Origin of the sequence: Sneathiella litorea (assembly GCF_009882915.1) — a bacterium.
Lineage (GTDB): Bacteria > Pseudomonadota > Alphaproteobacteria > Sneathiellales > Sneathiellaceae > Sneathiella > Sneathiella litorea.
The window spans coordinates 715813-742362 of sequence record NZ_WTUW01000002.1; the positions used below are offsets into that span (position 1 = coordinate 715813).

At 56.2% G+C, this 26550-nt stretch carries 26 protein-coding genes; 14 read left to right on the forward strand and 12 right to left on the reverse strand.

All coding sequences use genetic code 11. The features are described 5' to 3' along the window. Nucleotides 1-11: 11 nt before the first annotated feature. Complete coding sequence (locus tag GQE98_RS09725) at nucleotides 12-524, reverse strand: hypothetical protein (RefSeq protein WP_161315450.1); 513 nt, start codon at nucleotides 522-524, stop codon at nucleotides 12-14. A 423-nt stretch (nucleotides 525-947) separates the two neighbouring features. Here GQE98_RS09725 and GQE98_RS09730 point away from each other — a divergent pair, with 423 nt between their 5' ends. From GQE98_RS09730 to GQE98_RS09750, 5 genes are all read left to right on the forward strand, one after another. Further along, complete coding sequence (locus tag GQE98_RS09730; protein ID WP_161315451.1) at nucleotides 948-1958, forward strand: cysteine synthase A; 1011 nt, start codon at nucleotides 948-950, stop codon at nucleotides 1956-1958. A 16-nt stretch (nucleotides 1959-1974) separates the two neighbouring features. After that, nucleotides 1975-2688 (forward strand): alanyl-tRNA editing protein, encoded by a 714-nt coding sequence (locus GQE98_RS09735; RefSeq protein WP_161315452.1) that lies wholly within the window; start codon nucleotides 1975-1977, stop codon nucleotides 2686-2688. A gap of 38 nt (nucleotides 2689-2726) precedes the next feature. Then, nucleotides 2727-3584: a 3-mercaptopyruvate sulfurtransferase gene (gene sseA / locus GQE98_RS09740; protein ID WP_161315453.1), complete on the forward strand. Its 858-nt coding sequence runs from the start codon at nucleotides 2727-2729 to the stop codon at nucleotides 3582-3584. Between the two features lie 2 nt (nucleotides 3585-3586). Further along, entirely contained in the window at nucleotides 3587-4144 is a 558-nt protein-coding gene (locus GQE98_RS09745; RefSeq protein WP_161315454.1) for a GNAT family N-acetyltransferase, read from the forward strand. A gap of 92 nt (nucleotides 4145-4236) precedes the next feature. Continuing rightward, on the forward strand, nucleotides 4237-5052 hold the full coding sequence (locus GQE98_RS09750; protein ID WP_161315455.1) for a hypothetical protein: 816 nt from the start codon (nucleotides 4237-4239) through the stop codon (nucleotides 5050-5052). Nucleotides 5053-5117: 65 nt separating this feature from the next. On the opposite strand, the gene GQE98_RS09755 is transcribed toward GQE98_RS09750, so the two are convergent. The 4 genes from GQE98_RS09755 to GQE98_RS09770 form a co-directional block, all read right to left on the reverse strand. Then, nucleotides 5118-5873: an amino acid ABC transporter ATP-binding protein gene (locus tag GQE98_RS09755; RefSeq protein WP_161316261.1), complete on the reverse strand. Its 756-nt coding sequence runs from the start codon at nucleotides 5871-5873 to the stop codon at nucleotides 5118-5120. A gap of 27 nt (nucleotides 5874-5900) precedes the next feature. Next, entirely contained in the window at nucleotides 5901-7004 is a 1104-nt protein-coding gene (locus GQE98_RS09760; RefSeq protein WP_161315456.1) for an amino acid ABC transporter permease, read from the reverse strand. Nucleotide 7005: 1 nt separating this feature from the next. Then, nucleotides 7006-8196: an amino acid ABC transporter permease gene (locus GQE98_RS09765; RefSeq protein ID WP_161315457.1), complete on the reverse strand. Its 1191-nt coding sequence runs from the start codon at nucleotides 8194-8196 to the stop codon at nucleotides 7006-7008. Nucleotides 8197-8315: 119 nt separating this feature from the next. Then, the gene (locus tag GQE98_RS09770; protein ID WP_161315458.1) at nucleotides 8316-9332 is read right to left on the reverse strand and encodes an amino acid ABC transporter substrate-binding protein; all 1017 of its coding nucleotides are present in this window, start codon (nucleotides 9330-9332) and stop codon (nucleotides 8316-8318) included. Between the two features lie 313 nt (nucleotides 9333-9645). Here GQE98_RS09770 and metC point away from each other — a divergent pair, with 313 nt between their 5' ends. Genes metC through modC form a run of 4 tightly spaced genes read left to right on the forward strand, consistent with a single transcriptional unit; the run spans nucleotide 9646 to nucleotide 13036 of the window. Beyond that, nucleotides 9646-10821, forward strand: coding sequence for a cystathionine beta-lyase (gene metC, locus GQE98_RS09775; protein ID WP_161315459.1), 1176 nt, complete (start codon nucleotides 9646-9648; stop codon nucleotides 10819-10821). Nucleotides 10822-10873: 52 nt separating this feature from the next. Continuing rightward, on the forward strand, nucleotides 10874-11275 hold the full coding sequence (gene hisI / locus GQE98_RS09780) for a phosphoribosyl-AMP cyclohydrolase (RefSeq protein WP_161315460.1): 402 nt from the start codon (nucleotides 10874-10876) through the stop codon (nucleotides 11273-11275). After that, a complete protein-coding gene (gene modB / locus GQE98_RS09785) occupies nucleotides 11272-11973 on the forward strand; it encodes a molybdate ABC transporter permease subunit (protein ID WP_161315461.1) in 702 nt (233 codons plus the stop codon). Before hisI ends, modB begins: the two co-directional genes overlap by 4 nt. Further along, nucleotides 11963-13036, forward strand: a complete 1074-nt coding sequence (modC, locus tag GQE98_RS09790) for a molybdenum ABC transporter ATP-binding protein (protein ID WP_161315462.1) — start codon at nucleotides 11963-11965, stop codon at nucleotides 13034-13036. The genes modB and modC overlap by 11 nt, the downstream gene beginning before the upstream one ends. A 12-nt stretch (nucleotides 13037-13048) precedes the next feature. On the opposite strand, the gene GQE98_RS09795 is transcribed toward modC, so the two are convergent. Further along, a complete protein-coding gene (locus GQE98_RS09795; RefSeq protein WP_161315463.1) occupies nucleotides 13049-13750 on the reverse strand; it encodes a Crp/Fnr family transcriptional regulator in 702 nt (233 codons plus the stop codon). Nucleotides 13751-13902: 152 nt separating this feature from the next. Here GQE98_RS09795 and paaX point away from each other — a divergent pair, with 152 nt between their 5' ends. Genes paaX through GQE98_RS09810 form a run of 3 tightly spaced genes read left to right on the forward strand, consistent with a single transcriptional unit; the run spans nucleotide 13903 to nucleotide 17004 of the window. After that, nucleotides 13903-14871 (forward strand): phenylacetic acid degradation operon negative regulatory protein PaaX, encoded by a 969-nt coding sequence (gene paaX, locus GQE98_RS09800; RefSeq protein ID WP_161315464.1) that lies wholly within the window; start codon nucleotides 13903-13905, stop codon nucleotides 14869-14871. A 9-nt stretch (nucleotides 14872-14880) separates the two neighbouring features. Then, nucleotides 14881-16197 carry an FAD-dependent oxidoreductase gene (locus GQE98_RS09805; RefSeq protein ID WP_161315465.1) on the forward strand — a complete coding sequence of 439 codons (1317 nt, stop codon included), beginning with the start codon at nucleotides 14881-14883 and terminating at the stop codon, nucleotides 16195-16197. Nucleotides 16198-16200: 3 nt separating this feature from the next. Continuing rightward, nucleotides 16201-17004 (forward strand): phosphodiesterase, encoded by an 804-nt coding sequence (locus GQE98_RS09810; RefSeq protein ID WP_161315466.1) that lies wholly within the window; start codon nucleotides 16201-16203, stop codon nucleotides 17002-17004. A 12-nt stretch (nucleotides 17005-17016) separates the two neighbouring features. Here the strand turns inward: GQE98_RS09810 and tenA are convergent, their stop codons facing one another. The 4 genes from tenA to epsC form a co-directional block, all read right to left on the reverse strand. Further along, complete coding sequence (gene tenA / locus GQE98_RS09815) at nucleotides 17017-17685, reverse strand: thiaminase II (protein ID WP_161315467.1); 669 nt, start codon at nucleotides 17683-17685, stop codon at nucleotides 17017-17019. Beyond that, nucleotides 17685-18014 (reverse strand): ferredoxin family 2Fe-2S iron-sulfur cluster binding protein, encoded by a 330-nt coding sequence (locus GQE98_RS09820; RefSeq protein WP_161315468.1) that lies wholly within the window; start codon nucleotides 18012-18014, stop codon nucleotides 17685-17687. The genes tenA and GQE98_RS09820 overlap by 1 nt, the downstream gene beginning before the upstream one ends. A gap of 67 nt (nucleotides 18015-18081) precedes the next feature. After that, nucleotides 18082-19200: a cysteine desulfurase family protein gene (locus GQE98_RS09825; RefSeq protein WP_161315469.1), complete on the reverse strand. Its 1119-nt coding sequence runs from the start codon at nucleotides 19198-19200 to the stop codon at nucleotides 18082-18084. A 29-nt stretch (nucleotides 19201-19229) separates the two neighbouring features. Then, complete coding sequence (epsC, locus tag GQE98_RS09830) at nucleotides 19230-20000, reverse strand: serine O-acetyltransferase EpsC (RefSeq protein ID WP_161315470.1); 771 nt, start codon at nucleotides 19998-20000, stop codon at nucleotides 19230-19232. Between the two features lie 213 nt (nucleotides 20001-20213). Between epsC and GQE98_RS09835 the strand changes: the two genes are divergently transcribed. After that, nucleotides 20214-20873: an alpha/beta hydrolase gene (locus GQE98_RS09835; protein ID WP_161315471.1), complete on the forward strand. Its 660-nt coding sequence runs from the start codon at nucleotides 20214-20216 to the stop codon at nucleotides 20871-20873. A gap of 3 nt (nucleotides 20874-20876) precedes the next feature. Here GQE98_RS09835 and GQE98_RS09840 read toward each other — a convergent pair whose 3' ends face one another. Further along, the gene (locus GQE98_RS09840) at nucleotides 20877-21998 is read right to left on the reverse strand and encodes an anhydro-N-acetylmuramic acid kinase (RefSeq protein ID WP_161315472.1); all 1122 of its coding nucleotides are present in this window, start codon (nucleotides 21996-21998) and stop codon (nucleotides 20877-20879) included. A gap of 83 nt (nucleotides 21999-22081) precedes the next feature. Here GQE98_RS09840 and tyrS point away from each other — a divergent pair, with 83 nt between their 5' ends. Further along, nucleotides 22082-23335, forward strand: a complete 1254-nt coding sequence (gene tyrS, locus GQE98_RS09845; protein WP_161315473.1) for a tyrosine--tRNA ligase — start codon at nucleotides 22082-22084, stop codon at nucleotides 23333-23335. Between the two features lie 5 nt (nucleotides 23336-23340). Here the strand turns inward: tyrS and GQE98_RS09850 are convergent, their stop codons facing one another. Further along, on the reverse strand, nucleotides 23341-26517 hold the full coding sequence (locus GQE98_RS09850; RefSeq protein WP_161315474.1) for a YhdP family protein: 3177 nt from the start codon (nucleotides 26515-26517) through the stop codon (nucleotides 23341-23343). Nucleotides 26518-26550: the final 33 nt, after the last annotated feature.

Below are 26550 nucleotides of genomic sequence, written 5' to 3' on the forward strand. Positions count from 1 at the left end.
ATTTAGTGTTTTTAGACTCTATTGTAAAGTTCCACGCCTTTGAGAAGTTGCGCGCGGGCAAATCCATTACGCTTCTGCCGCTCTCGATCTACGGTCCGGCAGCTTTTCCCGAAAACAATGATGTCCAGGACGACAGAAACCAGAATTCCCGCCGCCTGCGCGGCAACCGCCCAGCGCATAAAGCGGCGCATGACATCTACTTGCCAATCCTCCATGTTACCCTTGGACGATGGTTGCCAATTATAGGATTGCGTTCTCATACCAAGGCCCGCCGTGCGAAGATGAAATCCGCGCGCGATCATTTCGCTGGCCCGGATTTGCCTCTCCTCTGTCAAAATCAAGTGGAAACTGGGCTCCCGTGACCTGCTGCGTGATTTGCGCAGTCTGTTTTTTGGGCCAGCGCGCTGACTGGCCTTAAAGCTTTTTGGAGTATCGCCAGTTTTCGACGCAGATAAATGGTCCATTGGTTTATGCGATGCGGGAAGATCCCGAACATCGCGAGCGCCATTCGATTTACAATTCATATTTCCTCTCATTCATAGGATTGCTGGGTTATCGTTTTCATGGAAACCAGCCACGGAGGGCATTCTGCCGTTCCGTGGTGAGTGACGCAGTCGGAACTGTGTACGCGCAGGAATGTCAAAAAAGTAATTCGATTTGCCGCGCCTGTAGAGGAAGAGAATTTTCGTGGATGAAATGCTTAAAAGGCAAATTCAGACAACAATAAAATCATAAACAGAATATATTTAACATATAAATACTATTTATAGTATAAAACATTACTTATATTTCGTCAACTGATAGTAAACGAACAACACCACTGACGCGTAATTAAGGAACAAAAAATCTGCTTGAAATTATTTCCGCCCAAAGCTTGACCATGGCGCGGTAAATTGCCAGATTAACAACAATGAATTGGTAATAACTACAAACCACAGAGCATCCCCATGGAAATCCGCAAAGACTTTATCGACAGCATTGGCAACACGCCGCTTATCCGCCTGACCGCCGCCTCAGAGGCAACCGGGTGTGACATATACGGCAAGGCTGAATTCCTTAATCCCGGCGGATCGGTGAAAGACCGCGCGGCCCTTGCCATCGTCAAGGATGCAGAAGAAAAAGGCCTGCTCAAGCCCGGCGGCCTGATCGTTGAGGGAACTGCGGGCAACACCGGCATTGGCCTCGCCCTTGTTGCCAATGCCAAGGGTTACAAGACGATTATCGTCATGCCGGAAACCCAGACCGACGAGAAAAAGGCCCTGCTCCGCTATTGCGGGGCGGATCTGCGCCTCGTCCCGGCGAAACCCTATAAGGATCCGGACAACTACATCAAATATTCCGGCCGCCTGGCCGAGGAAATGGCAAAAACCCATGCCGCCGGCGTCATCTGGGCCAACCAGTTTGATAACGTCGCAAACCGTCAGGGCCATATCGACACAACGGGCCCAGAAATCTGGGATCAGACGGACGGCAAGGTGGATGGCTTTATCTGTGCGGTCGGCAGTGGCGGGACGCTGGCGGGCGTCGCGACGGCACTCCGGGCGAAGAACCCGAACGTCAAGATCGGCCTTGCCGATCCGATGGGCGCGGCGCTCTATAACTACTACAAGAATGGTGAAATGAAGTCCGAGGGCAGCTCGATCACCGAAGGGATCGGACAGGGCCGCATCACCGCCAACCTGGAAGGGCTGGACATCGATCTGCCGTTCCAGATCGACGATGTCGAGGCGCTCAATGTGCTCTATGACCTGAACATTCATGAGGGCCTGCAACTCGGCCTTTCCTCCGGCATCAATGTCGCCGGCGCCATCCGCATGGCGAAGGAAATGGGCCCGGGACATACGATTGTCACGGTTCTGTGCGATACGGCGCAAAAATACTTTAGCAAATTGATGGACATTGATATGCTGACCGAAAAGAACCTGCCGGTTGCCCCCTGGCTCTCCGGCAATAGCTGACCAACCGGAGTACAATATGACACACCCCCTCTTTCGCGACGACGCTTACCTAACTCAAACGTCGGCGGTGGTGAAAGGCGTGAACGAACGGGGTGGCATTATTCTGGACCAGACGGTCTTCTACCCCACCGGCGGCGGACAGCCGGGCGATAAAGGCACCCTGACCCTGGCCGATGGCGCGGTGATTGAGATTGCCACCACGGTCAAAGGGGACAGCCCGGACGAGATTGTCCATGTCCCCGCGGAGGGAAGCCCCCTTCCCGCCGTTGGCGCCGAATTGACCGCCGAGATTGACTGGGCGTTCCGCCATCGCCTGATGCGCATGCATAGCTGCCTGCATCTTCTGTCCGCCGTCCTTCCCTATCCGGTAACGGGCGGTCAGGTGTCTGATGGGAAAGGGCGGCTTGATTTCGACCTGCCCGAAGCAACACTCGACAAGGAAGAGATCACCACCGAGCTCAACCGGATCATCAATGAAAATCACCCGGTCAGCAGCGACTGGATCAGCGAGGAAGAGCTTGATGCAAAGCCCGACCTGGTGAAAACCATGTCCGTCCAGCCCCCGCGCGGCGCCGGGCGCATCCGCCTGATCAAGGTGGCGGATGTAGATTTGCAGCCCTGTGGCGGGACGCATGTGCGCAATACATCCGAGATCGGCGCGGTCTGCGTGAGAAAAATTGAAAAGAAGGGTCGGCAAAACCGTCGGGTGAAGCTAGAATTTATGGAATGAGACCAATTCCAATTCGGCAATCAAGGTGTAACTAAAAAATGTCCTACATAAATTCATCCTCCCTTGTCTCCACTGAATGGCTGGCGGAGCACGCCGATGCCCCGGACGTGCGCATTGTCGATGCGTCCTGGCATATGCCCGCAATGAACCGCGATCCGCGGGCGGAATATGACGCGGAACATATCCCCGGCGCGGTCTTCTTCGATATTGACGAGATTGCAGACACCGACAATCCGCTTCCCCATATGGTGCCAAGCCCGGAAAAATTCTCCAGCCGGATGCGGAAACTGGGCCTCGGTGACGGCAACCGGATCGTCGTCTATGACTCCCTCGGTATCGTCAGCGCCGCGCGAGCCTGGTGGCTGCTGCGGCTGTTCGGCCATCAGGATGTTGCCATTCTCGACGGCGGCCTGCCCAAATGGAAGGCGGAGGGGCGCCCGGTCGACGATATGCCGGTGAAGCCCGCCGAACGTCACTTCACCTCCCGCATCAACAGCTTCCTGCTACGCGAGAAGGACCAGGTTGCCCGGAATATAGACCAAAACCGCGAACAGGTGCTCGATGCCCGCTCCGCCGGTCGGTTCGACGGCACGGAGCCCGAACCGCGTGAGGGACTGCGTGGCGGCCATATCCCGGGCTCAAAAAACCTGCCTTACACAGCTCTCCTTAACGACGCGGACAAAACCTTCCGTCAGGCGGAAGAACTTAATGCAGCTTTTAGTAGTGCAGGTATTGATTTAAAGAAACCGGTGATTACATCTTGTGGATCGGGAGTCACCGCCTGTGTTCTGGCGTTTGGCCTGCATCTTCTGGGCCATCAGCGCGTCGCCGTTTATGATGGATCCTGGACCGAATGGGCTCTCGATGAGGAACTACCAGTCGAAACCGGAAAGTAATAATGTCTCTCAAACGACCACCGAAACCGACCAGCACGGGTAAATGGCCCGTGACCATTACCTTTCTTGAAATGACGGCGCGGCAACATGCCGCCCCGCCCCCGCCACCGGCAGTTCCCCATGCGATTATCCGCGCGGAGAAGCCGACCGTCTCCTTCTATCGCTATCTCTATAACACGGTCGGGCGTGACTGGGGCTGGATCGACCGCCGCCGTGTTCCCGATCCAGAGCTTGAAGAAATTCTGCATGCGCCGACGACCGAAGTCTATGTGCTCTATATCAATGGCGTCCCGGCAGGCTTTGTCGAGCTGAACAGCGCCGACATGCCCGAGGCCGTCGATGTCGCCTATTTCGGCATTATGCCCGAATTTATCGGTATGCGGCTCGGCCCCTATTTCCTGAATTGGGCCCTCGATGAGGCCTGGGTGAAGGAGCCGGAGAAAGTCACCATCAACACCTGCACGCTCGATCATCCGAAGGCGCTGCCCCTGTATCAACGCGCGGGCTTTGACCCCGTCCGCCGCCGCGAGATCGAGATTGACCCGATAGAGGACCTTTGATCGCCAGGAAGTGATCGCCTCCGCGTTGACCGGCACGCAATATAAGTTTATTCTGATATATATGCTGGTTTGACACGCGCGGAGGTATTCCAATGGCGTCCCTGAACAAACGACTACGCTTCTCCCTTTTTACTGCCGCATCGCTCGCGGGTGCCGTGGCCGCCCTGCCCGTGCTTGCCGCGCCGCAAATTCTTGCCGTGGCGTCAACTGACCTGAAAATTCCGGTCACCTGCGCGGCCGGGGAATGCACGGTGGAGCTGACCACGATCTGCCTGCAGGAGCATCGCGCCTCCCCCAACATCGGCGCGGGATATTATGTGCATGGGGATACGCACTTCGACCTGAAGGGACAGACCACGACGGGCCAGGAAATCTCCCTCGCCCATCTTCCACTGGAGATTACCGCCGCGCGGGGCCATAACGCGGTCCGCCTCGCCTTTCGTGAAGCCCAATTGCATAAATACGGCCCGCTCGAAGTGAGCCTTTCAGTACCGGAGAATCTCTCCCTTGTGCCGCTGCCTATCGCCAATGATGTGAGACCGCAGACGGAGGAGGATATCCTGATCGCAACCGGCCCCCTCCGCAAAGTCGCCACCCGCCTTGTCGATCTTGATGAAGAAAAGCGTCACGCGGCGGAGCTGATCAATCAGGCAATTAACCGCCTGCCTTGGCGCGGCCGGGCGAGTGATGAGGAGCGCGCCGCCGTCCGCGCGGCCTATGACGGCATTACTAGAAATTCCGGCTTCGGGAACGGTGCGATGAACAACGCAAACGACGTCGTCAATAAATGCTATGACCGCACCATGGCCGGCAGTCTCAGCTTCCGGGGCTGTTTGGGAAGCTGGCACGACCACCTGATCGGCAAGCTCAATACAAAATACTGGAACTCACTCGACGCGGGGAGTTAGACACTTACACCCCACAAAAAAACCCGACGATTTTTCGCCGGGTTTCTTTTGATCTGAACCGATTATCAGCCGTTGTGAAGGATCTGGCTGAGGAACAGCTGGGTCCGTTCGCTTTGCGGATTCTCGAAGAATTCGGTCGGCGGCGCCTGCTCGATAATCTCGCCCTCGTCCATGAAGATCACCCGGTCAGCGACGGTCTTGGCGAAGCCCATTTCATGGGTCACGCAGATCATGGTCATCCCTTCCTCGGCAAGGCTGATCATGGTGTCCAGCACCTCGGAGATCATTTCCGGATCAAGCGCCGATGTCGGCTCATCAAACAGCATGATGCGCGGATTCATGCAGAGCGAGCGGGCAATCGCCACACGCTGCTGCTGACCACCGGAAAGCTGGCCCGGATATTTCAGCGCCTGCTCGGGGATTTTCACCCGCTCCAGGAACTTCATGGCAATTTCCTCGGCCTCCGCCTTCGGGGTCTTGCGAACCCAGATCGGCGCCAGCGTGCAATTCTCCAGAACCGTCAGATGTGGGAACAGGTTGAAATGCTGGAAGACCATCCCCACCTCGCGGCGGATTTCATCAATCTTCTTCACATCGTTGGTCAACTCGATCCCGTCGACAATGATCTGGCCTTGCTGATGCTCTTCAAGGCGGTTGATGCAACGGATCATCGTTGACTTGCCGGAACCGGACGGCCCGCAGACAACGATTTTCTCTCCCCGCTCCACCGTCAGGTTGATGTCTTTCAGGACATGGAATTCCCCATACCATTTATGCATCCCGATCAGTTGGATCGCGACATCAATATCCGATTGAGTCATGGCTGCTTCACTCATATTTTCCACCCCTTATCTTTTATGACCGGTATGGAGCTTGTTCTCCAACCAGATGCTATAACGTGACATGCCGAAGCAGAAGACCCAGAAGACAGCGGCCACGAAGACATAGCCTTCGGTCGCCATCCCGACCCATTCCTTATCGGTAGTTCCGGCCTTGACGATGCTCAACAGATCCAGCAGACCGATGATCAGCACCAGTGTCGTGTCCTTGAACAGGCCGATAAAGGTGTTGACGATCGACGGGATCGAGATCTTGAGCGCCTGAGGCAGAATAATCAGCCCCATCGCCTGCCAATAGCCGAGACCAAGGCTTTTCGCCGCCTCCATCTGGCCCTTTGGAATCGCCTGCAGTCCGCCGCGCACCACCTCGGCCATATAGGCCGCGGAGAAGAGCGACATACCGACGAGCGCCCGAATAAGCTTATCGAAGTTCACCCCTTCCGGCAGGAACAGTGGCAGCATAACCGAGGCCATGAACAGCACCGTAATCAGCGGTACGCCACGCACAAACTCGATAAAACCAACACAGAGCATCCGTACGATCGGCATGCTAGACCGTCGCCCGAGCGCAAGGACAATACCGAGTGGCAAGGAAACGAAGATCGATACCGACGCCAGCACCAGGGTCAGGAAAAGTCCGCCCCACTGGGAGGTTTCCACTACTTCCAGCCCGAAGGAACCGCCGTAGAACAGGAAGTAGCAAGCAACCGGCACAAACACGAACATGTAGATCGCCGACCATTTCTTGTCCTTGACCACATCCGACAGGACGAAGAACAGACCGATCGCCGCGAGAACATAACCGACATCGACACGCCAGCGCTCCTCGACCGGATAGAAGCCGTACATGATTTGACCGAACCGGGCCTTGATAAAGACCCAGCAGGCCCCCGTCCCGGTGCAGTCTTCCCGAGTTTCCCCGACAAAATTGGCATTTATGAAGGCGTAAGAGACAATGCCGCTCACGGCCCACCAGATCACATAAAGCGACACCACCGTCAGAAGAGCGTTCAACGGGCTGGAGAACAAATTCTCCCGCATCCATCCGATAACGCCGGTTTGGCTGACGGGGGGCGGCAGATCCTCATGGCGTTCTGTTTTAACTATTGCCATCTTATCTCTCCACCAATGCAATGCGTTTATTGTACCAGTTCATAAACATCGAAATCAGGAGGCTTATGGACAGGTAGAATATCATCGTGATCATAATGCACTCAATCGCCTGACCCGTCTGGTTGAGCGAGGTTCCGGCGAAGAGGGCCGTAATGTCCGCGTAGCCGATGGCCGTGGCGAGTGACGAGTTTTTCGTCAGATTGAGATACTGGCTCGTCAAGGGAGGAACAATTACCCGGAGCGCCTGCGGCAGAATCACCAGCCGTGTCGTTATTCCCGGGCGCAAGCCCAGCGAATGCGCCGCCTCCGTCTGGCCATGGCTGACTGCGTTGATGCCGGAGCGGACAATTTCCGCAATAAAGGCACCCGTATAGATCGACAGTCCTAACAAGAGCGCAAGGAACTCCGGTTCCAGCGACCATCCGCCAGTAATACTGAATCGGCCGAATTCCGGATAGTTGACGGTGAACGGATTGCCCATGATCAGCGAGGCGATGACCGGAAGAGCGATAATCAGTCCGATGCTGGCCCATAACACCGGGAAAACCTGCCCGGTCAGATCCTGCCGCTTATGCGCCCATTTCCGGATAAAGATGGAGGCCACGATGGCCACGAGAAACGCCACCGTAATCAGCCAGAACCCGTTGGACGGGATGATGGCCGGGAAACTGACGCCGCGGTTATTGATCAGGAAGTTTTCACCGATCTGGATACTGTCCTTGGTCAGCGGCAGCACCGAAAGCACTGCGAAATACCAGAACATCAGCTGCACCAGCAGTGGGATATTTCGAATTACCTCAATATAAACGGCGGCGATCTTGTTGACGACCCAGTTCTTGGAAAGCCGCAGGACGCCGAATATAAATCCGATGATGGTCGCAAGGAAAATGCCGGAAATTGAAACGGCAAGGGTATTGATAATACCGATAATAAGAACATCAAGATGGGTAGATGTCTGGCTGCTGTAGTCCATCAACAGGACGATGCCAATGCCAAAACCCGCAGGCTGGCTCAAGAAATTGAACCCGGACGCGATTCCGCGTTTTTCCAGGTTTATAGCTGTATTATGTCCGACGTACCAAACAAAGGAGACGAAAAGCGCAATGACGAGAATCTGATAAAAGATGGCCCGGTATCGCGGGTCTCTGAATATGCTATCGCCGGTTACCGAACCTTGTACATCTGTGGTCATACACTGTTACCTCCCCAGGCATTACAAGAACTCTTGGTCGCTAAAAAAAGAAAAAGAGTACATGTGTTCCGGTGAAGGGACATGTACTCTTTTCCATTACTTACATCAGCGAACCGACCTTAGCGCAGTGGTGGAGCGTAGAGAATGCCTCCCTTGTTCCACTGGGCATTCAAACCACGAGCAATGTTAAGGGCTGTCCCTTCACCAAGGTTGCGGGCAAAGCTTTCACCATAGTTGCCAACATTCTTGATGATGTTGTAGGCCCAATCATTGCTGAGGCCGAGCTGCTGTCCAAGGTCACCGGAAGTGCCCAGCATACGCTGGATGCCCGGGTTCTTGGTGTTTGCTTTCAAATCATCGACATTTGCCGAAGAGACATTCAGCTCTTCCGCCTCGATCATGGCGTTCAATGTCCAGCGGGCAATATCACCCCACTGGTTGTCGCCGTGACGGACGAGCGGGCCGAGTGGCTCTTTGGAGATAACTTCCGGCAGAACGATATGGGCTTCAGGATCAGCAATCACTGAACGCTGTGCATAGAGGCCGGACTGGTCTGTCGTGTAAACGTCGCAGGTATCTTTCAGATAAGCTTCGCGAACCTCGTCTGCCGTGTCGAACACGACTGAGTCATACTTCATGCCATTCGCGGTGAAGTAGTCGGCAAGGTTCAGCTCGGTTGTTGTACCGGACTGCACACAGACCCGGGCGCCGCTTAGTTCAAGCGCTGATTTCACACCAAGGGCCTTTTTGACCATGAAACCCTGACCGTCGTAGTAGTTAACGCCGACGAATTCAAAACCAAGGTTCACGTCACGGCTGAAAGTCCAGGTCGTGTTCCGGGCCAGCACGTCAATTTCAGCGGACTGCAGGGCTGTAAACCGTTCCTTCGCAGTTGTCGGCGTGTATTTGACCTTGTCCGGATCACCGAAAATGGCAGCAGACATCGCACGACAGAAGTCTACGTCAAAGCCTTCCCATTTACCTTCATTGTTTGGCGCGGCAAAGCCCGCCAATCCGGTAGTAACACCACATTGGATGAAGCCCTTGGCTTTCACATCATCCAAGGTTGCTGCGGTTGCCGCTGTCGCGATAAAAGTCGCGGCTGTTGCGACAGCAATAAAACTCGCTTTTTTCATGAAATGACCTTCCTGTCCATTGATAACTTTGGCAATTTTTTCTCCGGTAAATCACATACTTCTCTTAAGTACTACACCCTTATCCTGAGCGCTTTAGTGACTAAACCTTAAAGATCACAATCTATGTTATTATGACCTTCTAAGTGCTTGACGATAGTATATTTATACATCCCGTCAATGTAAAAATATGCTGCACCTGCGAAAAAAATACTTGGAACCCCATTTAAAGAGTTAAAATTTGCCCTTTAATCTCTGGCGTCCATCCTATATTGATTTAGAAACAACAGTTCCTAATCAACAGGCATTTCTTCCTATGAAAGATGAAACAAAAATCGTAACCGCCGGGCGCAACCCGGAAGGGAATTTCGGTATCGTCAATGTACCCGTATACCATGCATCAACCATCCTCTTTCCGTCATTGGCGGAGCTGCAGAAGACTCATGTCGCACGCGCGGCGGGAGAGCGGGTTGTCTCCTACGGTCGAATCGGCACGCCGACCACCTGGTCGCTGGAAGACGCGGTCGCCGAACTTGAAGGCGGATACCGTGCGCAGGTTTACCCCTCCGGCCTTGCAGCTTGCGCGAACGCCATACTGGCTATGGTCAAGACCGGCGATCACATGTTGGTGACTGATAGTGTTTATGGTCCTGTCCGTGTCTTTTGCGACAATTTTCTCTCGCGATTCGGCGTCGAGGTGACCTATTATGACCCGCTGATCGGCGCTGGAATAGGCGAATTGATGCGGCCGAACACCACCGTCGTTTATACCGAGGCACCGGGCTCACAAACATTCGAGATGCAGGATATCCCCGCCATCGCGGAGGTCGCGCATGCAAAGGGCGCGGTCGTCCTGACGGACAACACCTGGGCCTCTCCCCTCTTCTTCAAACCGTTCGAGCATGGCGTCGATATCTCGATCCAGGCGGGAACGAAATATATCGTCGGGCATTCCGATGTCATGATCGGTACTGTCACCGCGACGAAGGATTACTGGCCGGCGCTGCAAAAGGGCGCCAACATGCTTGGCCAGAGCGCCGGACCGGACGATGTCTATCTGGCCCAGCGCGGCATCCGCACCCTTTCGGTACGACTGAAACAGCATATGGAAAACGGCCTCGCGGTTGCTGAATGGCTAAAAGGACGCCCGGAAGTCCATTCAGTGCTGCATCCTGCCCTTCCCGATCATCCTGGTCACGACATTTGGAAGCGCGATTTTCTTGGCGCGTCGGGGTTGTTCTCAATGCGGCTCAAGGAAGTTTCCAGGGAAGCGCTCGCCGCCTTTCTCGATGATCTTGAACTGTTCGGCATGGGGTATTCCTGGGGCGGGTATGAAAGCCTGATTATTCTGGCCGACCCGACGACCTACAGAACGGCGACGACATGGGACAATACAAATCCGCTGTTGCGGCTTCATATCGGGCTTGAAGCGGTGGACGACCTGATCGCGGATTTAAAGAACGGCTTTGATAGGCTAAACGCGGTAAAATAGAATATCAGGTCGAATCAGTGACTGATTCGGCCAAACAGGGTAAGATAACCACATGAATAATGACATTCTGGACAAGATCACCTTTGACACAGGCGGCCTCGTCCCGGCGATTGCCCAACAGCATGACACCGGCGAGGTTCTGATGATGGCCTGGATGAACCGGGACGCCGTGCTGGAAACCCTTGAAAAGGGGCAGGTCTGCTACTGGTCGCGCTCCCGCGGGAAGCTATGGCGCAAAGGAGAAAGCTCGGGCCATGTCCAGCGGCTTGTCAATTTCCGCATCGACTGCGACGGTGATACGCTCCTCCTGCTGGTCGATCAGACAGGAGTCGCCTGCCACACGGGCCGCCATAACTGCTTCTTCCAGAGCGTGCGCGACGGCGAGGTCGAGATAATCAGCGAGGTGGAAATTTCCCCGGACGAGATGTACGGGAATAAAAGCGGCGGCAAATGACCGTCTCCCCGGCAGAGCTGGACGTGATCCTGCTTTCCCTGAAAGTCGCGCTCTGGTGCGTGGGCCTCTCGCTCCTGCCTGCGCTGCTGATCGCGTGGGTGCTGGCGCGGCGGGAATTTTACGGCAAGACGGTGCTCAATGTCCTGATCCATCTGCCGATCGTCCTGCCCCCGGTGGTGGTCGGTTATTTCCTCCTTGTTCTTCTCGGTAATCGTGGCCCCGTCGGTGGCTGGCTGCTGGAGAATTTCGGCATTTCCCTCATCTTCAACTGGAAGGGCGTCGTCGCGGCAACGGCCGTGATGTCCTTTCCCTTTATCACCCGCGCCATCCGTCAGGCGATCGAGGCGGTAGACCGGAACCTTGAAGTCGCGGCCCTCACCCTTGGCCGGTCTCCGGTCATGGTCTTTCTCACCATCACCCTCCCACTGATCATTCCGGGTATTCTCGCAGGCATTACGCTTGGGTTCGCCCGCGCACTAGGAGAGTTTGGCGCGACCATCACCTTTGTCGCCAACATTCCCGGCGAGACACAGACCCTGCCGCTCGCCATCTATTCGCTTCTTCAGACACCTGATGCTGATACCGCTGTCTGGCGTCTCGTCATCATCTCCGTCGTGCTTGCCTTCGTCGCGATTGCCCTATCCGAATGGCTGACCCGCCGATCGGTCCAGCAGCTGGGAGGGAGGGATGATGCTTGAAATCCGCCTGAAGAAAACCGTTGGCCGCTTTCATCTGAATGCCACCTTCAGTGCGGAGCATGGCCTCACTGCCGTCTTCGGTCCGTCCGGCGCGGGAAAGACATTACTGGCCAAAACGCTCGCTGGCCTGGTAACGCCGGATGAGGGACATATCGAGATTGGTGGCCGTACGCTCTACAACACGGCAAAAAATATCAATATCCCCGTTCATCAGCGGCATATCGGCTTCGTCTTTCAGGAGCATCGCCTGTTTCCCCATTATTCGGTGCGGGGTAATCTCACTTATGGCCGGGGACCGCAGCGCAGCAGCAACCCGATCACATTCGACAAAGTCGTCGAGATTCTCGGGATAGGTTCCCTGTTGGAGCGAAAGCCAGCCTCCCTTTCCGGCGGAGAGCGCCAGCGGGTTGCTATCGGCCGGGCACTGCTCAGTCATCCGAAAATCCTCATCATGGATGAACCGCTATCCAGCCTTGATGAGGGCCGCAAGGCAGAAATCCTGCCTCTGATCGAGGCGCTGAAGTCCGAGTTTGATCTCCCCACCCTCTATATTTCCCATTCAATTGAGGAAATTACCCGTCTCGCCGATACGATCCTTCTCCTCGACAACGGGGAAATGAAAGCGGCGGGCCCAACCGGCGACATCCTCAGTCGGCTTGACCTGATCCCGTACGCGGGCGGTTATGATGCCGGAACACTGATCGAAGCGAAGGTCACGTCTTATGAACCCGGTCATCACATGTTGACACTGGAAACGGAAAGCGGCGGAAAACTCCTTATAACCGGCGGCGCGAAGGAGATTGGAACGCCGGTCCGCCTGCGCATTCGCGCCCGCGATGTCGCCCTGTCCAAGTCGGAGCCCAAATCCCTCTCGATCCTTAACCGGTTCAAGGGGCGCGTTGTCGATCACTGCAGCGGTGCCGAGGGGATGGAGGAATTGCTCCTTGATGTCGGCTTCCCCCTGACGGCGCGGATCACCCGCAAATCCTTCGAGGAAATGAAACTCAGCAAGGACACACCCATCTGGGCATTGGTCAAGGCGGTAACGATCAGTCGGTCCTGATGGGATAATAGATTAACGGTTGCTCTGGCTCGGCGTCATGGCGAGGGTCTTGATATAGTCCTCAATCGCGCCCTTGTCCTTCAGGTACAGCGTCTTGCCCTTTTTAAGGACCATGCCCTCATGGCCAAGCTGCCCGAGGACGCGCGCCACGGTCTCGCGCGTGGTGGACACCCGGCTCGCAATCACGCTCTGGGTCGGCATCGGATAGATTAGCCAGCTACCTGCGGTCAACGGGTCCGGCTCCGCCATACGCAGGAGTTCCTGGCAGACCCTCTGCACCGCACCCAATGTCGACAGGTCAAGGATGCGGTCGTCATTGATACGGATAATCCGGGCGAGCCGCTGTAACACCGACATCATGATGGACGGATTGCGCATCAGCAAATCACGGAACAGCTCCGGGCTGAGACTGGCCAGCAGGCAGCGTGAACTCGCCACTACATTGGCCGAACGCGCCCGGCCGTCAATCGCTGAAAGTTCGCCGAAATACTGTCCCTCACCCACAGTCGCATAGGTTACCTCGCGACCAGAGACGCCATAGTTGACGATATTGACGCTTCCCGTGACCACGAAATACATGTCCCGGCTGTCCGTAGACCGCTCCAGGATCTGTTCATTCGCGCCATAGGTCCGCCAGACACATTTCGCGGCGATACTTGCCCGCTCTTGAGGTGTCAGTTCTTTCAGCAGTTCTATCTTGTCAAGATTTTGCATGTCCGCTGGACCGTCGCCCCTCTTATCGCTTAAGATTGGAACTGACTATAAAGTATAAATTGGAAAATCAAAACAAGAAGCTAAGGGTAAACAGTGTCGGGAATGAACATGACTCGAACAGGGCATCCCCACCCTCTTGACACAGGGATCGCATGAACCAGACGGCAAGCATCGATCCGCGGATCACACCCCTGTTCAAGAAGCTGGACCTGAAAGCGAAATCGCTACTGGTCACGGTCTGGGGGGACGCGGTCTTGCCTCATGGCGGAACCGTCTGGCTGGGCAGCCTGATTACGCTGGTCACCCCTCTCGGCCTGAACGACCGGGTTGTGCGCACTGCCGTCTTTCGCCTGCAAAAGGAAGGATTTCTCTCCTCCCGACAGATCGGACGGCGGAGCTTCTACAACCTGACGGAAACCGGCGCCCATCGTTTCGCCGAGGCTTCCCACCGCATCTATGCCGCCGGCGATATTCCCTGGGATGGCAAATGGTTATTCCTCTTTGCGCTCCGCCGGGAGCTTGCAGAGAAAGACCGTCGCAAACTGGAGACGGAACTCGGCTGGCTTGGCTTTGGCAATCTTGGCGGTGGCGTTTACGCCCACCCGACGGCCAGCGCGGAAAGCGTCGATAGTCTGCTCAGTGACCTTGGCCTTGCGGGGAAAGTCACGGTCTTGAGCGCAACCGGCAGCGGAAATGCGCCATTCAATGCACCGGAAATCCTCGTCGCCAAGGGCTGGACCCTGAAAGATCTCGAGGCGGACTACGCCCGGTTTATCCGCCATTTCGCCCCGTTTTCCGACATTATGCAATCAACCACAACCCTTGATGAAAAAAAATGTTTTATTATTCGCAGCCTCTTGGTGCATGATTACAGACGGGTTCTCTTGCGGGACCCGATGTTACCGGCGGAACTCCTGCCGGATAAGTGGAACGGCAATCAGGCCCGCGCCCTGTTCCGGGACATATACAATCTGGTCTGGGAGGGAGCAGAAGCGTATCTGATGGAAATACTTGAAAATGCGACAGGGAGACTACCGCCTGCATCGGAGGATTTTTACCGACGCTTTGGTGGACTGAAGAAGCATTCGCTCCGTAAAACAATAGTTCAAGAACAAGAATGAGTCAGGGAAATGTCAACAGGGTTAAAGATTTGTATCGTCGGCTCCGGTCCGGCAGGAATGTATGCCGCAGGCGCCATCGTCAAGAAAAATCCCGAAAGCCAGATTGATATCATCGACAAGCTGGCCACACCATACGGGCTGGTGCGCGCCGGCGTCGCGCCGGATCACCAGACCACCAAGAATGTTACCCGCGCCTATGACAAGATCATGGAGAACGACAATGTCCGCTTTGTTGGCAATGTTGGCCTATCCACCGACATTCCACTGGAGAAACTGCGGGAGCTCTATGATGTGGTGGTGATCGCGACCGGAACACCGAAGGATCGCAGCCTCGGTATCCCCGGGGAGGACAAGGAGGGCGCCTTCGGGGCGCAAACCTTCGTCTACTGGTATAACGGCCATCCGGAATTCCGGGATGCGGTGCCTAACCTCGATATCGAGACGGCGGTCGTCATCGGTAACGGCAATGTCGCGCTGGACGTTGCACGTATCCTGATGCGGACAGAGGATGAGATGGTCACTTCCGACCTTGCCGAGCATGCGGCCAGCGAGATTTTCAAAAGCCCGCTTAAATGCGTGCATGTGGTGGGACGGCGTGCGCCGGAGAATGCGCAGTTCTCCTCCAAGGAGCTGAGCGAGTTTGCCGAGATGACCTCCGCCAAGCCCTACACGGACAAATCCGTCCTGCCGGAGGAATTTACTTCCGACGACAAGAAGGAAGAGCGCGTGATTAACACCAATCTCGACCTTCTGCGCAGTTTCGAGCATATCCGCCCGGGGATTGAGGGACGGTCCATTCATCTGGACTTCCTGGCCAGCCCGATTGAGATTCTGGGTGGCGACACCATCACCGGCGTCCGTTTCGAACGAAACAAGATCGTCGATGGCAAGGCCGTTGGCACCGGGGAAACCTACGAGATTGACTGTCAGCTGCTCGTTTCCTGCATCGGCTATGAAATGGGCATCCTTGAAGGGCTGCCTGTTGAGAAGGGCATCATCAAGAATGACGAGGGGCGCGTTGCCGACGGGCTCTATGTGGTCGGCTGGGCAAAGCGCGGCCCCTCCGGCACCATCGGGACAAACCGTATCGACAGTCAGAATGTGGTTGAAAAAATACTGGCCGATTTTGAGGGCGGCGGCGATCCGGCGAAGACCGGCCCCTCTGGTCTTGACGCCTGGTGCCAGGAGAAAGGCATTCAGACGGTTTCCTTCGATGACTGGAAGAAGATCAACGAAGCGGAAGTGGCCCGCGGTGGCGGAAAATCTCCGAGGAAGAAATTTGTCCGTACCCGTGATATGTTGTCGATTGTGACGACTAAAGGATAGGCCATGCTGATCGCGCAGTTAAGTGATTGCCATATCACCATTCCAGAGGAAGACTTCGCCAAGCTTTATAATCCTGCAGACAAACTGCGGGAGGCGGCGCGGCATGTAAACAACAGCGTCAACCGGCCGGATCTTGTGTTTCTCACGGGCGATCTGGTGAACACCGCCAAGGCAGAGGAATATGAGGTCTTGCGCGGGATTCTGCCTGAATTCGAGATGCCGGTCTATCTGCTCCCCGGCAATCATGATGACTGCACCCTCCTGCGGGAGATGTTCCCCGACCACGACTATTTGCCGACGGACGGGAAGCTGAATTATGTAGTGGAGGGATGGCCGCTCAAATTCATCTGCCTCGACACCAATATCCACGGCAAGCCGCAAGGCCATTTGGGACATGAGCAACTCAACTGGCTGGATCAGGAGCTAACCCGCGAGACAGACCGCCCCGTCGTGATCTTCATGCATCATCCGCCGTTCAAGACCGGCCTGACCAGCATGGACGAGATGGGCCTCCTCGATATGGATGACTTTGCAGAGGTGATATCCCGTCATAAGAATATAAAAAGGGTTCTCTGCGGCCATCTGCACCGGTCAATCCAGAAGCTTATCGGCGGGACGCTCGTGCAGGTCTGCCCCTCCACCTCCCATCAAATCAGGCTTTTGCTGGCGGAGAATAATGAGCTTGGAACGACCTTTGAGCCGCCGGAATATCTGCTCCACTACTGGACAGAAAAAGACGGCCTCGTCACCCATAACGATTACGTAAAGGATTATAAGGTCGCCTGGACCCTGAAAGGAGAGATGTAAAAGGCGCTGTGCCTAAGCCGCGCCCAAGCCCATCTGCCAGAAGTCCGACTCCAGACGGGTGGCCGTGGCGAAGGTTTTAGAGAGATCAGGAAACCGCGCCTGGGTAAATCTCTTGATGGCGAGAGCGTCAATTTCCGCCGTCATATCCGTGACCAGCTGCTGATACTCATTGCCCGCGTACATCTCGATCCAGGTGATGTACGGGTTTCCCTCAATTTTAGTCTCCCGCGATTTGGCGAGCCGCGCCCCGATTTCCCCATAGCCAATGGCGCAGGGAGCCAGCGCGACCATCAGATCGAGCAGATCGCCCGCCATTCCGCGCTCCAGCACGAAACGGGTATAGGCGATATTCTCCGGCGCCTCCTCAAGAGTTTCCAGCTCCGCCGCGGTAATGCCCCAGTCGGCGCAATAGCCCACATGCAGTTCCATCTCCATCTCGAGAATTGCCTTCACCCCGGCAAGCGCCGAGCGCATCTCCGTCAGGTTATCGGCCTTGTAGATGGCGAGCGCATAGGCCCGCGCAAACTGGATCAGGAAGAGATAATCCTGCTTCAGGTAATGCTGGAATGCAGCCTTGGGGAGATCCCCGCTCTGCATGCCGGCAACAAATTCATGGTGGGTATAGGCCTGCCATGCCGCTGTGTTATCGGCCTTTAACTGTTCGAAAAGCGCGAGCGCCATCAGAGCATCATGTTGTTCGACCCGCCGGGCAGGGTCACGACAAGATCATCGAGTTCCTCGGTAATTTCAATCTGGCAGCCAAGCCGCGAGGTACGGGTCAGACCATAGGCGAGATCAAGCATATCCTCCTCATCCTCGGTCGGTTCGGGCAGGCGCTCGAAATCCTCGTCCGAGACGATGATATGGCAGGTGGAACAGGCAAGGCTTCCTTCGCAGGCACCTTCAAGATCGATATTATTCTGGTGGGCAATTTCCAGAATTGTTCTGCCGAGCGGCGCATCAACTTCCTGTCGGCTGCCATCGGGCTTGATAAAGGTCATTTTCGGCATGCGGACGTCAACTCCTGAACTTATCTTCCTGTTTTACCTATCCTGCCCATTGCGTCCTGTCCAGAACTTAGGCAGCGAATTTCGGTGATTTCCGTTGATAGAGGCGGGTCCAACTTTCGATAAGCCGCCCGATCTCTGCATCAGTGGTGCTCCAGCCGAGACTGATGCGAATGGCAGAACCCGCCTCCTCCTCATTGGCGCCCATGGCTGTCAAGACATGGCTGGCCTTGACCTTGCCAGACGAACAGGCCGAGCCCGCGCTGACAGCAATGCCATCAAGATCGAGGGACATGACCTGAAGTTCCGAGGCGACACCCGGCATGGAAATGGCACTGGTGTTCGGCAATCTTGGCGCATTACGGCCGTAAATGTTGCTCTCCGGCGAAATCTCAAGCAGCCGCGCCTCCATAAAATCGCGCAGTTCCGCAAGAGCGCTGTAGTCGTCCAGCCCTTTCTTCGCCGAGAGGGCGGCAACGCCCATCCCGACAATCCCGGCAACATTCTCTGTTCCGGCCCGGCGACCGAGTTCCTGTCCCCCGCCCCGGATAAAAGGCGGTACGGCAAGCCCGTCCCGAAGGACCAGCGCGCCCATGCCCTGCGGTCCGCCGAATTTATGTGCCGAAACGGTCATCATGTCAGCGCCCAGCTCGCTGAAGGCAATGGGAATCTTGCCGACGGCCTGAATGGCGTCACAGTGAAAAAGGCCGCCCCGTTCATGGATAATGTCCGCGATCTCGCGGGCTGGCTGGATCACGCCTGTCTCGTTATTGGCGAGCATGACGGAGACAAGCGCCGGACCGTCCGCCGCGTCCAGAAGATCGGTTAGCGCCACAAGATCAAGCAGGCCATTGGAATGGAGGGGGAGATGGCAGGCCCGGGGCCCCGCCGCGGCGAGTACGGAATCATGCTCCCCTGCGGAAATAAATAAAGGCCGGTCCGGGAAGCAGGACAGGGCAAAGTTATTCGCCTCCGTCCCGCCGGAGGTAAAGATAATTTCCGGCGCCTTGCAGCCAAGAAGTTGAGCTACGGACCCTCGCGCCTCCTCCACCCGGTTACGCGCGGTTCGGCCCGCCTGATGCACGGAGGAGGGATTACCCCCCGCCGCCAGGATTGCCACCATGGCAGTCACCACCTCGGGCCGGGTGGGCGCAGTCGCATTAAAATCGAGATAAACATTTACGGCCATACGAATAATCCGACCCGGCGGCTGGAAAGTTAAAGGTCAGTGTCCGTTTTCGCCTTGTTTGCGGCGCGCGTGGACGGTTTCTTCTTGGGCTTAATGGCGATCGGAGCCTCAGCTTCGTTCCGGCGCTCATTCTCCAGTTCCTCAACGCGCATGGACAGCGACTGCACCTTGTCGAGCAGCCCGTCCATTACCTTGAAAACCGGGTCGGGCAAATCATGATTCCCGACGCCATAGGCAGCGAATCTGTTATCCTGCGTACTTTTTGCCGCGCCATTTACCGCGCGCGCCGGGACGCCGACAACCGTGGTACGCTCTGGCACATCCTTCAATACGACCGAGTTCGCCCCAACGCGGGCACATTTTCCGATGGTAATGGGGCCAATGATCTGAGCGCCCGAGGCGATGATCACATCGTCCCCCAAAGTCGGGTGGCGCTTCACGCCGCGCTGTGAATCAGAATCGACGGAAGGTGCAACACCGCCCAGCGTCACGTCATGATAGAGTGTCACATTATCGCCGATTTCCGCAGTTTCCCCGATCACCACACCCATGCCATGATCAATAAAGAACTTGCGACCGATCTTCGCCCCGGGGTGAATTTCAATGCCGGTGAGGAAGCGGCTGAACTGCGAAAACAGCCGCGCGATCAGGCGCCATTTGCGTTCCCACAGCCAATGAGCAAGGCGATGCAGGACAATGGCATGGAAGCCCTGATAGAGCAGCGCAACCTCCAAACGGGTTCGTGCCGCGGGGTCGCGTTCCATCACGCAGGTAATTTCTTCGCTAATATGCTTGAACATTTGCCCTTACCTTCTGTATTGTGCCGCTCTTGTAGCGGAATTCACCTGAGGTTTAAAGCGCCCATACCTTACAGATATATGTATATCAGGGGAACCGTCAAGGAAGCCTTTGCCTTTCCACTGACGTGTTTTTCACTGGCGAAAGCCGAAAAATGGACCATATTCAGGGTGTATCCGGCTCGAAATGTAAGCTGCTGTAGGAATTAGAAAAAAATGCCCGACGTTATTTTTAATGGACCCGAAGGACGCCTGGAAGGGCGCTATCACCATTCTGACGATCCAAACGCTCCTCTCGCCCTGATCCTCCATCCGCATCCGCAGTATGGCGGAGCCATGAATAACAAGGTTGTCTATAATCTCTTTACCACCTTCAAGAAACGCGGCTTCTCTGTTCTGCGCTTCAATTTTCGCGGTGTCGGCCGCAGCCAGGGCGATTATGATCATGGCGTGGGCGAATTGTCCGATGCCGCCGCTGCGCTCGACTGGATGCAGACCCATAACCCGAACGCCCCGGCCGTCTGGATCGGTGGTTTTTCCTTCGGTGCATGGATTTCCATGCAGTTGCTGATGCGTCGGCCGGAAGTTGCCGGATTTATCTCCGTCGCCCCGCCCGCCAATATGTATGACTTCTCCTTCCTCGCTCCCTGCCCGTCCTCTGGTATCATCATCCATGGCGATCAGGATGTGCTGGTTCCGCGGAAAGATATCAAGAAGCTCGTGGAAAAGCTGAAGGCGCAGAAGGGCATTACCATTCATTATGACGAGATTCCCAACGCTGACCATTTCTTCGAAAACAGCCTTGATAAGCTGATGGGGTCTGTCGATGACTATCTCGACATGCGCCTGAATGGCGAAGGCGAAGAGGAAGACTGACCTTCAAGCTGTCGCGCGCGCGCCTGAGGGGGCCGGATAGAAATGCCCACCCGTCATTGGTTCGGGTACGCCCGTCGTTGTCGGGAGGCTGAGCGGAAAGCCGCGCCGGCTCCTGACTGCCAGAAAGGCGAAGGCTTCGGCCTCCAGATCATCACCGCGCCAGCCGACGGCCTCCACCGGCTCAACCGGGACGTTGACCACCGCCTTGATGGCCTCTACCAGCGCCGGGTTCTTTCTCCCGCCACCCGTCAGTAGCCAGCGCGCCGGTTTGCCGGGCAAATGAGGCAGTGCGCGGCGGATGGTCTCGCTGGTGAAATGCAGGAGTGTCGCCGCCCCGTTCTCTAGGCCAAGCCAGGAAATCGCCTTGGCCACGTCGAACTGGTCCCGGTCGAGGCTCTTTGGCGGTTTGAGGTCGAAATACGGATGATCGAGCAACTTCGCGAGTACCGCCTCGTCCGCCTTTCCCGACGCGGCGATGCGTCCGCCCTCGTCAAAGGGCGCGCCGTTATGGCGGAGAATCCAGTCGTCCATCAGCGCATTCGCCGGGCCGGTATCGAAGGCCAGCACTGTCTCTCCGTCGATATAGGTGACATTGCCCACCCCACCAAGATTGAGCACGGCAAGCGGTCCGTCGAGATCGCGGGCAAGCGCCTGGTGATAGAGTGGCGCGAGGGGAGCCCCTTCGCCGCCCGCCGCCACATCGTCATGACGGAACTCGGCCACCGTATCAATCCCCGTCAGTTCCGCCATCATCTCACCATCGCCAATCTGCACGGTCACGCGGTTCTTCGGGTCATGAAAGATCGTCTGGCCGTGAAAGCCGATAAGGTCGATTTCGTCCGTCGAAAGGTTATTCGCGGCCAGCAGTGCAAGTACAAAGTCCGCCTGCAACCGGGTAAAATCCGCAATCAGGTTTCCCGGCGCGCCTCTTTTCCCCAGCACCTCACGCAGTCGCGCGCGGAATTCCGGCTCATAAGGAACGGAGCGAACAGGGCCATGGCTGAAAATCTCGACACCGTCCGTCTCGATAATTGCCGCATCCACCCCGTCGAGCGACGTTCCGCTCATCAATCCAAGGGCGCGAAGGGGTTTATTCGACCCCTGTTTTTGTTTTATTAACGTCATGTGTCATACCGCACTTTTAATCTGGTTCCCAAATGTGCTAAACGATGGCGCTCTTTAACCTCAAAGTAACAGAATTATATTCCATGACCGAATTACGCTCCGACTTCCTGAAAGTCTTCACTGAACGCGGCTACCTGCATCAATGTACAGATATCGACGCTCTGGATAAAGCTTTTGCTGACGGAATCGTGACCGCCTATATCGGTTTTGACTGTACGGCGAAAAGCCTCCATGCGGGCAGCTTGATGCAAATCATGATCCTGCGCCGCCTGCAAAAGGCCGGACACAAGCCGATCGTGCTGATGGGCGGCGGGACAACGAAAGTCGGCGACCCGACCGGGCGCGATGAAAGCCGCCCGCTGATCACCGATGAAACCATCCAGGAAAATATGGACGGCATCAAGAAGGTGTTCGAGAAGTTCCTCACCTTCGGTGACGGCCCGACGGACGCGATCATGGTCAATAACGCGGACTGGCTGGACGACATTAAATACATCCAGTTCCTGCGTGAATACGGACCGCATTTCTCGATCAACCGGATGCTCTCCTTCGACAGCGTGAAACTCCGGCTGGAGCGCGAGGAGTCCATGACCTTCCTCGAGTTCAACTACATGATCCTGCAGGCCTACGACTTCGTCGAGCTGAAGAAGAAATACAATTGCAGCCTGCAGCTTGGCGGCTCCGATCAATGGGGCAATATCGTCAACGGCGTCGAACTCGGCCGCCGGACCAACGGCTTTTCCCTGTTTGGCCTGACCTCGCCGCTGCTCACCACCGCGTCGGGCGGAAAAATGGGCAAGACGCTGGGCGGCGCGATCTGGCTTAATGAGGATATGCTGAGCGCCTATGACTACTGGCAGTTCTGGCGCAACACCGAAGATGCCGATGTCGGCAAGTTCCTGCGCCTGTTTACCGACATCCCGATGGACGAGATTGCACGGCTTGAGAAGCTCGAAGGGGCGGAGCTGAACGAGGCGAAGAAAATCCTCGCCGATGCCTGCACCGAGATGGCCCATGGCAAGGCCGCAGCCGAAGCTGCCGCCGAGACCGCGCGCCAGACTTTCGAAATGGGACAGACAGCGGAAGGCCTGCCGACACTGGACGTGCCGAAGGGCGAGCTTGAAGCCGGTATTCTTGCCGCTGCGCTGTTTCAGCGGGCGGGCCTCGCCGGATCAAATTCCGAAGCGCGTAAACTCATCAAGGGCGGCGGCGCCCGGCTCAATGACGAGAAGATTTCAGACGAAAAAGCAATGATCAGCCTCAGCGACCTTGATGCTGACGGTCGGATCAAGCTCTCTGCGGGCAAGAAGCGGCACTACCTGATCCAGCCTGTCTGACCTGCTTATGGGCTCTCGCGGTTGTTGGGCTTGTTGGTGGACGGCGGCTGGATATCGTCCTGGTCCCAGGGCTCGAAGAACATGCGCCGGAGGATACCGGGGGCCAGCGCCGATACGGCGTTGACGTCTATATCCGGATCTTCAAGCCCGCCTGTCACCTTATAGGAGAAGCCGAAGATCCCCTCCCCCTTCTTGCCGACGAGCAGGGTGCCGAGGATGGGTATATTCCCAAGCATGGAGTTCAGCGTATAGGAGGGGATCACAGTACCGTACATGTCGATCTTGTTGGCCGGCTGATCCACCTTCCCGGTTAGCGTAATCCCGATAGACCCAATCGCGCGAAAATCCTTGGTGGTGAAAATGCCGTTCTCATAAGTAAAGGGCCCCTCCACCGTCGCAAAGACCATTCCCTCCCCGCGCAGCAAATCAACAATACCACCGAGCGAACCGAGGGTCAGGATCTTGCCAAGCACCGGAGCATTCACGACACGCACATCCTTGATCTTAACCGTTCCTTTCGCCGGGCGGGAGGGCTGGCTGTCATCGATCTCGGCGGTCAGATTCAGGTTGCCGTCGCGGAAATCATCATAGAGGTCAAGGCCGCGAAAGAGCGATCCTGCGTCATCGGATATGAAACTGACCTGCCGCCCCCTGATGGATGGCTTGATCTCGAAATCAAAACTCTTCTCGCCCTTGAACTGCCCGGTTGCCATACCCGAGGTAATCAAGTTCCCGTCAACGTTCATTCTCGACGTGACATTATCAAGGGTCAGGCCCTGGTCCAGCAATACCCGATCAAGATCGATATCGATTACTATTTGCCGGTTTTCTTCGGGACCATCGATATCCGCCTCATTCAGATCATAGGTCGCGACCACGAAGGGTTTCAGGTCGAACTGCGCGCCATTGACCTTGATCTTCATGTCGCCCTCTGTTGGCTGGGAGAAGGTGACATTGAAGTTACTCTCCCCAAAATGAACATTGGGCAGTGTAAGCTCGGTCAGTAAACTCTTCTCCATCACGGCCGTGCCTGTCGCCGTCAAATCCCCCGCCGTAACCGCAATATTACTGAGCGTGGTGACATCCGTCGCGGTAGTGCTGATGTCCGCCGTGAACTGGCCTGCTTCGCCCGCCGCCTTTGTCCAGTGGAGGGCCTCCACCTGGACGGTTGTCTCCGTGATATCAAGCTTGATTGCGCCGCTCGCGCTACCGTCGGGCTTGGTTTCTAGGGTCACATCCGCCGTCATGGGGCCCTTGAAATAAGGCGTGTCGAGATGGAGCGCCTTTCGCCCCGCGTCATCGGGTGTGGCCGTCAGCACATAGCGCCGATTCCCTTCCCTCGTCCCCGTAAACCAGCTTTCCGCCTCGATTTTACCGGGAACCCCGTTCAGCGCCGCCGTACCTGATACCTGCACGCCTTTCGGGTTAACCGCGACTTTAAGCGCGCCCTTTTCAAGGGTGACATCCTCCGCCACGTCGGGAATGGTCGCATCGGTGAAATCGCCATTTGCCGCATACTTTACATTCTCGAGCTGCAAATCGAAGCGAAGCGGAAACTTGAAGGAGGCATCGACTGTTCCCGTCCCCGTCATTGCCGACGGGACAATGCCATAAGGCGTTGCAAGGCCAAGCGGTTCCAAATCAAGGAAGGTAAAGATTTCGCGGCTGCTTCCCGTCACCCGGATGACGATATCGGCAAGCTGGTCATATTTGTCGAACTCGTTAACAATCACCTTATCGGACGTCACATTGAGGCTGCCAAGCTTACCGGTCAACGCGCTGATCGTGACGCCGGTTTCGGTGAGGACCCCGCTACCGGAGATATCCGTCACCTTGGGAAGCGGTGCATAATAATCGGCAGAGGTGCCCTTCAGGTCGAATTTCAGCATCACGGCATCCTTGGGAATTTCGCCGCTTTCCAGTGCACCGGGCGGTAGTTCAATCTTGAAGTTCGCCGTCGGCACCTCTCCGCCGCGAATATTCTTCGTCACCCAGTCATAGCCGTTGCTCGCCATGGAGTAGGGCCAAAACCGCCCGAGATCATCGACCTTGAGATTGTTCAATCCCCCTTCAAGCGTAAGGCCCATGCCAACATCTGCCACGTCAACGACCCCGTTCATCGCCACCGACGTGCCCAAGGTCTCGGCCTTCACGCTTTCAAGGGTGACTTTCCTGAAATCGCCCGTTACCTCACCCGAAACCGAGACGCTATCGATGGAGAGCGGCTCTTTATACAGCTCCGGCAGGTCAACCTTGCCGGGGCCCGCCGTCACATCGAAGCCAAGAGTATCAAAGCTGAATTTCTCATCAAGATCGACATTGACATGCCCGGACAGGGTTAGGTCAATACCCTTCAGGATTTCAAGTTCCGCCACCTGCGCCCCGACCAGCGGGAGCGGCAGGTCATTAAACTGGCCATCGATCAGTGTGCGCTTGAGCTGCCGGTCATAGTCACCAAACGCCACCACCGAGACATTTTCGTTGCCGACCTTGATCGTTCCGCTGGCCTGACCGCGCAGGCCCTGGTTTTCACGCCAAACGAAGACATCGGCCCCGGTCGCCCGCCAGAAACGGCCTAATATTTCATCCTCGATAAAGACTGCGGAATCATAAATCTCCACCCGTTCAAGATACCCGGTCAGGCTATCGGGGTTCGGCTCCTTGCTGAGCTCCTTCAGGATATCGAGATATTCTTCCTCCGCGGCGGCGACCTCATCAGACGAACTTCTCTCGGTATCGCCGCTGGTTCCCGTCTCCCTCATCAGGCTGTGTTGATAGCCGAACTTGATTTCGCCCGCCTTGTTCCGGGTGAGGCGGATTTTGAGGCCGGTAAATTCCAGCTCCGCCGGGGCAATCCGCCCGCGCAGCATCGCCGCCCCGCTGAACACCATCGTTACATCGGGGATGGAGGCAACCCGGCGTTTCTCATCCGATATCTCCAGATTCTCAATGGCGACATTCAGGTTCTTGTCGCGGCCGTTCCATTCCAGCTCCAGCTTGCGGAAGGAGAAATCAACCTCCGGATATTGCGCTTCCAGAATCTGAACGACATACGGCTCGATAAAGGATAGCGACATTGGCCCGCGCGACAACGCTGCGACCAGCCCCAGCGCTACGATAAAGACAAGAACGACGGCTCCCATCAGGATCCGGTACAATAATCTGGAGGATGCTTTGACCAATTGCAGATTCGCTTTGAATAAGGCTTGTATAAA